Genomic DNA, 11,566 nt, shown 5'->3' with positions numbered 1-11,566 from the left:
GGGGCGAAAGAGAATACTCTTTTCTTGTCCCCCCCTTCTTAAGGGGGGCTAGGGGGGATCGGAGCCTCGGCAGTAAACAGCAGTCTGTGACTACATTTAGCGCGCTTGTTGACACATATCAGCATTGCTGTGTCCAGTACCGGGAGCTTTTAAGAATTAATAGAAGATTGAGGATTGTAGCAATTTTTTTTAAAATTATTAATATTTTTGAGCAATTCTGAACTTATGCGGAATCGCTGTTAGAGATTACAAAATATCTATGGTACTACTGGACAGCCCTCTTTTGTCGTAGAATTGTATTCTCCCTCAGCAGTTCGCATTCCTCCTAAAAGAGTTTCCACAATTACGCACTGTTTTGTACTTCTAGGAAGAGCAGAAACTGTTACCACAAAAGGTAATTTTGGTTTACTGTTTGGATCGAAGCTACCATTAAATTTAAAGGTGAGCGATTTTTGAGTAGCAGTAAGAGCAGGAGTAAGAGCAGGAGCAGCAGTATCTCCACCGATAACAACAAATTGAATCTGTCCTGGTTTAATTTCACCTCCAGCATTTAACGGCTGCGTGCTACCACCCGTAGCTATTGGCGGGTTAAACGTGACTTTTAGCGGGTCAGATGTGTCAAATATAATAGTTACATCGCGCTTTGTTCGCTTGGCTTCGCTTTGTGCACTTCGCAATGATTGGAGAACTCGATCGTTGACTGTGCGGACTCTTTGTCTGTTGATGAATCCCAGCCAGCCGGGAGCTGCGATCGAGGCGAATATACCTAATACAAGCACTACTACCAGCACTTCTAGAAGAGTGAATCCTCCATCGTCGTTTCTGGATGCTGTTTTGTTAAAATTAGGGGTAGTTTTGGCGATCGGGTTGTGCAAAAGTTTTAATAATATTGGTGGGGTTTTCATGGTTATCTCCTGTTTTTTATCGGCCAGTGGCGCTGCGGAAATGTGTTTATGGTATAAGTTACTTTCCTAACGCGCCTCGACCTTGTACTTGCACGGTTGCTGTTGGGAAAAATGCTGAATTCTGGGCGCTGGATTTAACTGTACTATCTTGAAGGCGGCGGAGGCTGTTTCCTCGTATAGTAACTCTGGCTATGTTTTTAGCTGTATCTACACAAGCGTAGAAGCTATCTGTATTTGCGTCGGTTACTTTTAAAGTGGTTTCTGCAAGTTTTTGTGAAGTTTTTGGGTCAGCAGGACTACCAAGAGCGGTCTGACATTCAGTGGCTGATAATGGCTGCACTGGTGTATTGTGGTCGATGTAGTTAACCAGTACCTGTGGCTTGCTTCCCCCTGATTTAGGCTTTGTCAGTTCCGCCGGCTTTGTCACGTTTTGTGTGGGTTTAGTAAAGTCAAAATCTTTATTAAAAGCTATATCTGGTTGTTGAGTATCTTCATCTGTATCACTAGGATTGTAGTAAGGAAGATTAGCATCTCCCACAATCGGGTCAGGTTTTCTTACTCCATCCCTAATTTCATAGCGAGCAATGCGGGTAGGACAAGTCGCAGCCGTACCGTCAGGCTGACACCAAGTATTGTCCTTATCTTTAAACTGGTAGTAAGCAACTAATGATAGTACATAGGTGTCGTTGCATTTAGTCGCATCGCAGGTTTTTGGCGTTGCAATCGTCGAGTTAATCGGAACAGATTGTTTTATCTGTTGGCGTTTCCAGAATACTAGAATAGGCGTTTTATCCGCTCCTGTGGGGATAAATTTTTGTTTAGTGAGTTCAGGAATGCCCGTAGTTGTATTGTTATCGTAAATATAAATGGCTTGACTCAAATCTTCGGCGATGAAATCAACTGCCGCCTGAATGTCTTGCTCGGTATTTGATTTGACTTGTTCCCTCCTGTCGCTATTGAGCATATCCACTACAAAGGCGAGCATCGGGGTGATGATTAAAAATGCCATAACCGCACCGATTAACAGCTCGACCAGAGTCATGCCCTTTTCTGTTTGAGTTGGCCCAGAGCGGTTTTTCTGGTGCTGAGTTTTGAGAAGCAACCTGAGTAAAGTTTTCATTTTGACTTTTTCCTTTGCCGAGTGGGTCGGAGGGGTTTTAATCTAATCACGCTCACTGTAATTATCTGCCTACATTTGTTCATGGTTTTTTGAGGCGATCCAAGATTGACTTATACGAAGGAGTTCCGATCGCCGGAATCTCTGTAGACATTTCTACTACTGGGATGGTCTTGTCGCCCAAACCAGAAGTCACAACAGATTGCTTCGCACCGTTGGGACGCCTCAAAGTTACGCCCGAAACAAAGGAATCAGCCCTGTAAACCCGGACTAAGAGCTGGTAGCCTTTTGATGTTAGCTCGGCACCTGTAGCAGCATTTGGATTTAGCCAAGCGCCCTGAACGCGAAAGGCTTTGTTGGTGCTAGTCGTGTTACTACAAGTTCCTCCATCTAAGTCAACGCAGTATGTTTGGCCGAGTGTCGCAACTGGTGCCTCCTCCAACTTGACTCCTGCGGGGATTGGGAACTCTTTGTCACCAGGTTTTATAGCACCCGTTCTGAGAGCGTCAATGTAAGCTCTCGCCGCCTGTGTGGCCAGTTCCACCCGCCGCGCTTGGACGCGAGTTGCTACTGAGAATGCCATCACCGGGGCGATCGCGATCATCAGCACCGAAACTACAACCATCGCTACCAAAGACTCAATAATCGTGTAGCCCGAATCTTGTGGCTGCGCTTTTTGGGCGCAACCGCCAGATTTACTCTCGGCCTGCTGGCTGCTGAATGCTGTTTCTGTCTTGGCCCCCTTGAATGACAATGGTTGGGAGTAGCTATTGTCTTTTAGTAGTTTATTCATGATCAGATATCTGTGTGCTTTTTGCAGAATGAATCAGTTGGGCGCAAATCGCTACTGACAGCTTGCGTTGTCGGAGTTTTATCGATGAAAGCACACATCAAAGTTTGTATCCAATCGTCATTCCGAGGTACTTCCCGGAAATATTCAGCCGGTTTAGTCTGTGTGCTAGGAGTCGTAAACCGTTGGGTAAACAAATCGGGTGGTTGAGATAATAAGCCGACATCAAAACCCCAATTCCGGGTCGGCGGACTGAAGAAAGGAACTGAGCCACCAGCGTTACTGGTTACGTAACGATTAAAGGGATCAGGTGTAGTAGTAGTAGTAGTAGATGTCCGATAGAAAACACTGCTCGGCAGAGAACTCCCCAATCGCGAGAAGTAGGGTGCGGTACTATAAGCACTGCGATTTAACTGGATGAATGCACCTACAATTTTGGTACTAATGTCGCCATCTCTCCAGTTTTCAAGGAAGCGGGGCAAGTTTTGCAGACCGCCATTAAACTCACCTGTATTAGTAGCAGGTATTTTCCGTGAAGGAACGTCCCCTGACCCAACTATTAGATTGAATTCTTGAGATGTCGCAGTTGCAAATCCTGCTGGAGATGCCGAAGTTGCACCTGCTGGCGGCAGCCATTTCGTTTGTTTGTCAGCTAATGTGCCTCCACCGTAGCTTGGGGTGGTTCCTGGAGAAATATTTGTTGCCTGAATTTGCAACACCGGCATTAATAGCGGCTGCTTGTTTAGGTCTGATGCGGTTGAAAATCTCGCTGGTTTTTTGATCCCATCTGTAAATGGAAAGCCATCAGTAGCTGGATTGGGCGGCAAACTTACTTTGTTGAGAAAAAACAGGGGGTTGGTATTACCGAAATCTGGAGACTCTGCTGGATTCGTTGCTGAGGCAAACCAGAGAGAGTTAGGGTTCACAGATGGTACTGCGCCAGTTGAAGTGTCAAAGGGGGCTATGTTCCCTGAACGAATGCCTAGAGCCGTGACTTTGGTATCGTCTGCATTTTGTAACGTATTAGAAGCCAGCCTTTGAAAAGCAACCCGACGGGGGAAGCGTTGCAAGCTAGGAGCCGGAGGCTGAGCAGTTGTCCCTGCTGGATGATTAGCTATGCCGTAAGGCTGACCTATGGCACTTCTTGCTAATGTGCCAGCAGTTGGATTGACATACCAATCACCTTCGGTACAGGCAGAAACAGGCAACTTTGTGCAGACTTCCATTAAATACTCTGGATAGTTTCCGCGTCGCTGGATTGGCGTTACAAAGTTATTGAAGTAAGAACTATTTAGACCATTACCACCAATAGTCAAGTAGCTATTGTCCGTAAGTTTTGTGCCCGTTCCATCAAGAACGCCACTAAGATTAAATGCCCCGCTACTGAGTCCATTGGTAACAAAGTTGTTGTTGTAAAATCCTTGATTTCTGCGAAGCTCAGTAGCAGGTAAACTAGGAATAGTAGTAGTAGCAAATGTCGCCCCGCCTGCATTATTTCTCAGATCGAAATCTCCCTCATTGCGGAAGCCTTCACGGAAAGTGCCGGAAAGTATGGTGACAGCATCCCCGAGCACCGTGGCGGGTCGCCAATCATCACCCGCACAAGTAAGCCGGGGGTCGCCTTTGCGACAGGCAAAGCTGCCATTGAGCTCGTTGCGAGTGTAGAAGTTATTCCAATCCGCAGCCAGATTGGCATCACTAAACTCTTCTTGGGTGTGTTTGTTAAACTCTCCTTTGATATAAACTGGCAAATTTGATACCAAGGTTAGGCCTTTTTCTTTTACTACTTCTTCCACAGTAGTAACTGTTGCAGCGGTATTGCCCCCCCGGAACAGCTTATCTCCATTTATCAGCATAATCGCGTTCGGGCGGCGGGTAGGGTCGAGCCGAGAGTCTGTTGGACTTACGGTTTTGCTTGTATCTTCATCAAAAACGCCTGAACCAAGGCTGGTTTCTTGTCGATCGCTGCGATCGGGTAGCGCATCGTCTCGGGTAGCATAAATGATGCCACTGTTGGGCAGCAAATACTCTGGTGAAGGCCCTGGAATACTTGCGGCAAGTGGAATGGTTTTCCGCCGCAGTTTATCTATATCCAAGACAGTAGCCCGAATTTCTAGGGGTTGGCGTTCTTCCAGGGCGAGATCGTATTTTCTTGATAACTTGGCGGCATTTGTTCCTGTCAGGGGACTGCTGAGAGTAAAGGTTTCGTCAACAGTGGTTGGCAGATTGGTAGCTGGGTCGTAGTAGTTGCCATCGATCGCCTTAATGTCTCTCGCATTCAAAAATGCCACTTCCTTGATCGCGCCGTCATCAATACCAGGTTTAGTACCCAGGGCGAAACCGGGCGTAGCCAAAATGCCAAAGGCGCACATTGTAGAGTCAATGGCTGCGATATCGGCTAAAGTGCGTTTGGCGGGATCTTTTATCAGAGCATTTCTTAAAGGCCCATTGGCAAAGCGACCGTTAGGAAAAACATAATTTGCTTGTTTCTCTAGTGGGGATGGACTCGGGCCCCCCAGTAAGCCAGTGGTTGGGTTTGGTGCTGAAGCACCGCCTGGTCTTGCCGTAGTAGGAGGGCCGTAAACTACCCCGTTGTTTGAGCCGATGATTGCATCTCGTGGTGGCACAGTCAGTAAGGTATCTCCGCTGACATTAGCAAGACTACTTAGATTTCTTGATGTTAAAGAGCTACTAGGGTCGTAATAACTGCTGATGCAACCAATTGGGGTTTGCCCTGGATTGGGTTTATCAGGATCGTAGGCATTATCTGCATAGTGATAAACTGCTGTTGCCCGCATCCGCAAATCGCCCTTGGCATACTTGGGAGTTCTGGGGTCAATGATACTACCACCTAGTGCTGGTAGCGCTGCTAATGGATTAGGCTCCCAAGCACCTGGAGTCGTCGCATTGTTATAAACTCTTTGCACTCCCAGTACAGGCGACATGGGCATAGTGTCCGGCCAGACAATATCGTATTTTTCTACAATTGTTGTTGGTGTTCCAGTTGCCGGATCGTCGTATGTCGGTAATGCTTCTACCCCAGGTGTTCTCGGATCGTCCCATCCAGGCGGGGGTAGAAAAGAATTCACGCGCTCGTAAACCCCGCCCCCAGTTACTACCCGCAGACCCCCAACGCCATCAACTGCTGTTTTAGGTGCTTGGGCCGCTGCTAGTTCCCAGAAGCCCGCACGGTCTGTCGATCCCACGTCAGCGAGTTGCGTCACGCGAGGGGTGCGAGTGCGTTCTTCTGTTCCAGTGTCGGCGCCTTTGTCATCTTGCCACTTTGACCCGGCAATTGTTTGTGGCGGTTCTAGCCCGATAAATTTGGGCGGTGTAGTGGTTGTGTCCCACCGTTGCTCTGGTAAGTTGTTGCCTACTTGGATGCGCTCGCCCAGAAGTTTTTCATCTGTAGGTTCTTCTGGCTTGGGGTTTCTTGCGGGTAGATTAACAAGTGTGATACCGTTGGGCCCTGCAAGACTTCCCTTAACCGCAGTATCGGTCTTATTAAGCAGGTTCCACTCAGTTGCAGGGCTGAGAGTATCGCCAGCACCCTGTGTTATGCGTGAGGGAGCTGTAGTGGTGTCTCCAAAAGGCACTTTCCGCATTCTTGCTTTAAAGTAACCCTCCAGCGCTCGTCTGCGAGTCGTGACAAAATCTGGCCCTTTTGTAAGTTGCTGGACTGATTCTGGATCGGCGGCTACTGGAGCGCTGATTGGGGGTGCACCAGGGGTCGTAGTGCTTGCAATCCACGAGTCTACTAGATCGGAGAGGCGCTGGGAGTATTTTTGGTTGTCGTAAAGTACGTCTAATCTATCGTTGGTACTGGATGAGCTAATTGCTGTGGTAGTTGGAGTTGCACCTGGTGTGAAAAGATCGACGTTCACAGTGTTAGCACCAGTGAGAACTCCCGCATTAACTACATTGCCGCTCACAATTATCTTGCTGTTTTCTTGTTCGTAAAAACAAGATTTTGGGCTGCTGACTTGAAATAATTTTAAAGTCTTACCTGTGGTTGCTAACAAATTGCTATTCGTGAATATCCGCCCGTTGACCCGAAAGTCAACCCCAGCAGATATTTCTAAGTCATCTTCATAAACTACCGCATTATTGCTGAGGGGAATCCGACTTTGGTCTTGCTGGTACTCTAGAGCCGAGAAGCTTGGAGTTCCTTTAAATGCTTCTTCGTTGTTGGCAGGATTTGGGTTGGTGATGGGTAAATTAACTGTATAAACAAAGAAGCTTTTTTTGAGCTTGCCTTCTGATTTATACCAACCAGAATCGCCTACTAAACTAGCGCTAGTACCAGCCGCCGCAGCACACTTCGGATCAGATATCTTCCCGGTCATCGGTGGAGTTCTTGCCTCTAAAGGCTGTCTCGCTCTGAGAAAAGTCCCTGCATCTGGCTTATCCGTTTTGCGCTCTGGACTGCGGAAGTAAATACCATAAAGCGTAAAAGTGTCAAACTTGCCGTTGTTATCGGTATCAACCGCATATCTCCATGCAGTGTTTATAGATTCATTTTTCTCACTAAACAGAGGATCAGTAAATTTAAGCTCGGGATTTATGCCATTCTTTCCATCTAGGTCATACTTAAGTTTCAGCCGCGTTTCATCGCCAAATGTATAAATATTATCTTTAGGAGAATCAGCAGCCGAGATCATCCGGTACATTTCATTGTCTGATGGAGTCGCAGTCGGCCTTTGCGGGTCTTCTTTCAGCATAAACTGAATTTTGGCTTTCGCCCGATCGAGCGCGGGAGTGGCGGCCGCCAGCACTTGCTGGTTCACGCGCACGTTGCGAGCCGTATTTGCCCGATCGAACGATCGCAGAGTAATCGCCACAGTCAACAAGATCACTACCAGCAACACCATCGTCACCGTGGGGAGCACGAAACCCGCCACCGGCAACCTTGCCCTGCGGCCCATAGCCATGAGGGCTTGCAGCATTGCTCTCATCAGCCGCTTGGCTCCGGATCTGGTAACACCAGCAATCCGCCGCAGCAGCGATACGATAATTTTGGATAATTTGCTCTTAAACATTGACGCCTTCCTGAATAATTTCAGAGATGGTATTGCAGGTAGTTACTGCTGAACAGTACGATCCCAGTTTTATAGTTCCCATTTTCCCCAACTTTCATATCACCCCTTGCCAAAAATCACAAAATGTGTATTTTCGCTATAGAGTAAAACCGACAAACCCCCAACAGAGTTCGCCACAGATATATTTTTCCCCGAAAGATTTGCCCCGCAAGGATTTGGGGTGGGAAACTCCACTCTAGTCTAGTTCGATCGAGATGTCAGTGCCCAGCGGCAAAGTCAAATAGAGGACATGGAAAATAGAGGACACGGCAATGCCAAAGCGTGTCAACTTAAGCCTGAAAGCCTTGATAAATCTCGTTTTTACCATAGTCCCGATCCCCCTAAATCCCCCGATCGAAGGGGGACTTTGAGCTGATTCTTGTCCCCCCCTTCTTAAGGGGGAGTAGGGGGCAAGAATTCGGGGGGATCTGGGCCTAATCGTCAGACAGTAGACTGGTAATACATTTAACCTGGTTGCTGACACCTATGGGTAATGCCTTTTCCCTACCCAAAAACCGATATAAATGTGCGATCGAATTTCCTTTGTTGCGCGATCGCCCGTAGGGACACGGCACTGCCGTATCCTCTGCAACCCGCTCGCGCGATCGCACTTGATGTATTGTCCAAAAGTGCGTTAGCGAAGTCCTCGAAGAGGATCGCCCGCGCACAAATATCAAGCCGCAGTCGCAGCATTTGCTCGCAGAGACTCAATGTCCTCCGGCGCAGCGTGACGGCGCGCGTCATTAAAACTGCCCGCAGCCAGCCAATTAGGATTTTGTGCCGCCTCGCAACCAATCACGTACAGCGAAGATTCGTTAAATGCAGCCCACAGAGCATCGCAAGCCTGTTTGTCCATCAGCGAATCTGCGATCGGGCGATCGTGAATGACAGCAAACAAATCAAACTCGTTGCGTTTTGCATTCCACTGGTATTGCAAACACGGAGCATAACCCATTTCGATCAATTGTGCGATCGCGCGATCGGGCGTATATCCATCCAAGTGCACCCGATTCAGATAGATAGACACTTGGACGTACTCATCTTTCGGGGGTAGCAATCGGTAATTCAAGTTAGTCATCTGTCTGTCTCCTCAGTTTTGGCGGCCGTCTTGACACGCTAGGGTTCAGACTCTGGCGAGGTTGCTTGTATTGTAAAACATCAGGCCAAAGAAACCGGGTTTTTTTACCTAATCTGTTGGCTACAACGAAAGATTTTCGTAAAAAAACCCGGTTTCTGACCACCGATGAGTCCAGGACTATTAATTGGACGATCGCGCGATCGCAACTCGACTGTAAGCTATATTGATCAACAGTTCGACGCCCAAACCGACACCAACCAAGCGCCAGATACGATCGCCAATCCATGAAACAACCCTCCAAAACCCCCGATTTCATCATCATCGGCGTCCAAAAAGGCGGCACAACATCCCTGTACAACTACCTAATCCAACATCCCCAAATCGCCCCCGCCGCCCAAAAAGAAATCCATTATTTCGACCTCAACTTCGACAAAACCCCGGACTGGTATTATTCCCAATTTCCCCAAGCCGAAAGCGGCGAACACCAGCTAACCGGAGAAGCCAGCCCCTACTATATTTTTCATCCCCGAGTCGCAGGGCGCATCCACGATGTATGTCCGAAAGTTAAAATCATCGCCCTGCTGAGAAACCCTGTAGAGCGCGCAATTTCCCATTATCATTACTACATAAAAATTGGCTACGAATCGCTATCTCTCGAAAGTGCGATCGCCTCGGAACCCGAAAGACTCAAAGGCGAAATCGAAAAAATCCTAGCCAGTCCAACCTACGAAAGTTACAACCACCGCCACCACACATATCTAAGCCGCGGCCTCTACGCCGACCAACTTCCAGACTGGATGCAGCTATTCCCCAAATCACAACTTTTAATCCTCAAAAGCGAAGATTTGTATGTTAATCCTGGCGGCACGTACAACAGCGTGTTACAATTTCTAGGCTTGCCGCCGCATCAATTAGAAACCTACGAAAAGCACAACGCTACCGAATATCAGCCCGTGAGCGAGACAGTATACGAGCAGTTGAGGGCATATTATCGATCGCCCAATCAGAGATTAGCTCAATTGTGCGATCGAGACTTCGGCTGGGAGTAACAATCTCATTAGTATCAACAATCGCCTAAAAACCTTTGTGTCTCTAGTTTATAGCCCAGGCCTGATCACCCTGGCACCCCCCTTCCCAAGGGGGGGACAAGAGCATTCTCAAAGTCCCCCGACCTAAGGGGGATTTAGGGGGATCAGGCCTCGGCTATCAACGAGAGATATAATGAGTTTTAGACTTTAAGTTGGCACTCCTTGGGCGAAGCGTAGCGCAGGGAGTGCCGTGTCCCTAACTGTTGCAAAAAATCTTTGACATTTCTACCAGTCTGTGCTAGCTTAGCAGATAGTATTGCATTTAATCAGCAAATCGCATCCCTTCACCTATGTCCGCAGCAAACAGCTATTTTTATTATTGGCAAGGTCAAGTTCGCCCGGAGTGAATTTACAGATTGCTGTGAACATCCGGGCGAACCGCAGATTAACACCTGCGGTTTTGTTTTTTCTACTTCTTTTCCCATCCACCAATCATCGCAAGCGAAAACAGCAATGACATTATTCAGTAACTGGTACTACGGCTTTTATTTTTGGCCCCGCAGGAGTTCTGGGTAAATTGTCGTGCAGTCTTTTCGCGCCAACCCGGAACTCCTTAAAGGTTCCGGGTTTTTTATTGTCAACCAATCACTCGATTTTTTAGGAAAATTCCATCATGTTAGAAGCCAAACTCGCAACCAAATCTCATCCCGAACACCAAACTATTGTCAAACTATCCGAAACCGTCTCAGTCGGCGGCACAGAATTGTTAATTATCGGTGGGCCCTGTACTGTGGAAAGTTCAGAACAAATGGAGACAGTCGCCAGCAAACTCTCAGTCGCACCGGTGCAGGGTTTGCGGGGGGGAGTCTACAAACCCCGCACTTCTCCCTATGCTTTCCAAGGGATGGGAATTGAGGGACTGGAAATTTTAGCGGATGTCAGCCGCAGTTACGGTTTACCCGTGGTGACAGAGGTAATGTCGATCGCCCAAATCGATCCGGTTGTCGCCTATGCTGATATGCTGCAAGTAGGCAGTCGCAATATGCAGAATTTTGAGTTACTAAAGGCGATCGGTCAAGCCGGAAAACCAGTCTTACTAAAACGCGGTTTGTCAGCAACCATCGAAGAATTTGTGATGGCCGCCGAATACATTCTCAGCCACGGAAACCCTAACGTAGTTCTGTGCGAAAGAGGCATCCGCAGCTTCGACAATTACACGCGCAATGTCTTAGATTTAGGTACAGTCGTAGCGCTAAAACAGTTAACTCATTTGCCAGTAATTGTAGACCCTTCTCACGCCGCGGGCAAGCGGGAATTAGTCGCACCTCTAGCAAAAGCAGCGGTTGCTTGCGGTGCTGACGGGTTAATTGTTGAGTGTCACCCGCAACCGGAAAAATCTGTTTCTGACGCGCGGCAAGCTCTTTCTTTGCCGGATATGGTAGATTTAGTCGCAAGTTTGCGGCCTGTGGCGGCGGCCGTCGGGCGGTTCGTACCGGAGGCTAATTTACCTTCAAAAGTATTATAAAACTTCATTAAGTTTGTAAGCAAGAGCAAGCAATGGTAGTACGAT

At 47.9% G+C, this 11,566-nt stretch carries 9 protein-coding genes; 3 read left to right on the top strand and 6 right to left on the bottom strand.

Translation table 11 applies throughout. The annotated features are described in order from the left end of the window. Positions 1 to 257: 257 nt before the first annotated feature. The 6 genes from QT974_RS22125 to QT974_RS22100 all read right to left on the bottom strand — a co-directional run bounded on the left by QT974_RS22125 (position 258) and on the right by QT974_RS22100 (position 8,968). Entirely contained in the window at positions 258 to 905 is a 648-nt protein-coding gene (locus QT974_RS22125; protein WP_333470574.1) for a prepilin-type N-terminal cleavage/methylation domain-containing protein, read from the bottom strand. A 58-nt stretch (positions 906 to 963) separates the two neighbouring features. After that, on the bottom strand, positions 964 to 2,025 hold the full coding sequence (hpsC, locus tag QT974_RS22120) for a hormogonium polysaccharide secretion pseudopilin HpsC (protein WP_333470573.1): 1,062 nt from the start codon (positions 2,023 to 2,025) through the stop codon (positions 964 to 966). A 79-nt stretch (positions 2,026 to 2,104) separates the two neighbouring features. Then, entirely contained in the window at positions 2,105 to 2,815 is a 711-nt protein-coding gene (locus tag QT974_RS22115) for a prepilin-type N-terminal cleavage/methylation domain-containing protein (RefSeq protein ID WP_333470572.1), read from the bottom strand. Between the two features lie 2 nt (positions 2,816 to 2,817). Next, positions 2,818 to 7,851 (bottom strand): hormogonium polysaccharide biosynthesis protein HpsA, encoded by a 5,034-nt coding sequence (hpsA, locus tag QT974_RS22110; RefSeq protein ID WP_333470571.1) that lies wholly within the window; start codon positions 7,849 to 7,851, stop codon positions 2,818 to 2,820. A gap of 473 nt (positions 7,852 to 8,324) precedes the next feature. Further along, positions 8,325 to 8,501 (bottom strand): hypothetical protein, encoded by a 177-nt coding sequence (locus QT974_RS22105; RefSeq protein WP_333470570.1) that lies wholly within the window; start codon positions 8,499 to 8,501, stop codon positions 8,325 to 8,327. 62 nt (positions 8,502 to 8,563) lie between these two features. Continuing rightward, on the bottom strand, positions 8,564 to 8,968 hold the full coding sequence (locus QT974_RS22100; RefSeq protein WP_333470569.1) for a hypothetical protein: 405 nt from the start codon (positions 8,966 to 8,968) through the stop codon (positions 8,564 to 8,566). Positions 8,969 to 9,133: 165 nt separating this feature from the next. Between QT974_RS22100 and QT974_RS22095 the strand changes: the two genes are divergently transcribed. The 3 genes from QT974_RS22095 to aroF all read left to right on the top strand — a co-directional run bounded on the left by QT974_RS22095 (position 9,134) and on the right by aroF (position 11,521). Then, entirely contained in the window at positions 9,134 to 9,256 is a 123-nt protein-coding gene (locus QT974_RS22095; RefSeq protein WP_333470568.1) for a hypothetical protein, read from the top strand. Further along, a complete protein-coding gene (locus tag QT974_RS22090) occupies positions 9,253 to 10,017 on the top strand; it encodes a sulfotransferase domain-containing protein (RefSeq protein WP_333470567.1) in 765 nt (254 codons plus the stop codon). The genes QT974_RS22095 and QT974_RS22090 overlap by 4 nt, the downstream gene beginning before the upstream one ends. A gap of 652 nt (positions 10,018 to 10,669) precedes the next feature. After that, a complete protein-coding gene (gene aroF, locus QT974_RS22085) occupies positions 10,670 to 11,521 on the top strand; it encodes a 3-deoxy-7-phosphoheptulonate synthase (protein ID WP_333470566.1) in 852 nt (283 codons plus the stop codon). The last annotated feature ends 45 nt before the right edge of the window (positions 11,522 to 11,566 follow it).

It is taken from the genome of Microcoleus sp. BM001215392, assembly GCF_036700185.1.
GTDB lineage: Bacteria > Cyanobacteriota > Cyanobacteriia > Cyanobacteriales > Microcoleaceae > Microcoleus.
Note: the sequence above shows the minus strand (reverse complement) of the source record. Positions and strands in the feature narration are given on the sequence as shown.

Coding starts and splice junctions, on each gene's coding strand:
- QT974_RS22125 (WP_333470574.1), bottom strand. CDS start 905: ATGAAAACCCCACCAATATTATTAAAACTTTTGCACAACCCGATCGCC.
- hpsC (WP_333470573.1), bottom strand. CDS start 2,025: ATGAAAACTTTACTCAGGTTGCTTCTCAAAACTCAGCACCAGAAAAAC.
- QT974_RS22115 (WP_333470572.1), bottom strand. CDS start 2,815: ATGAATAAACTACTAAAAGACAATAGCTACTCCCAACCATTGTCATTC.
- hpsA (WP_333470571.1), bottom strand. CDS start 7,851: ATGTTTAAGAGCAAATTATCCAAAATTATCGTATCGCTGCTGCGGCGG.
- QT974_RS22100 (WP_333470569.1), bottom strand. CDS start 8,968: ATGACTAACTTGAATTACCGATTGCTACCCCCGAAAGATGAGTACGTC.
- QT974_RS22095 (WP_333470568.1), top strand. CDS start 9,134: ATGAGTCCAGGACTATTAATTGGACGATCGCGCGATCGCAACTCGACT.
- QT974_RS22090 (WP_333470567.1), top strand. CDS start 9,253: ATGAAACAACCCTCCAAAACCCCCGATTTCATCATCATCGGCGTCCAA.
- aroF (WP_333470566.1), top strand. CDS start 10,670: ATGTTAGAAGCCAAACTCGCAACCAAATCTCATCCCGAACACCAAACT.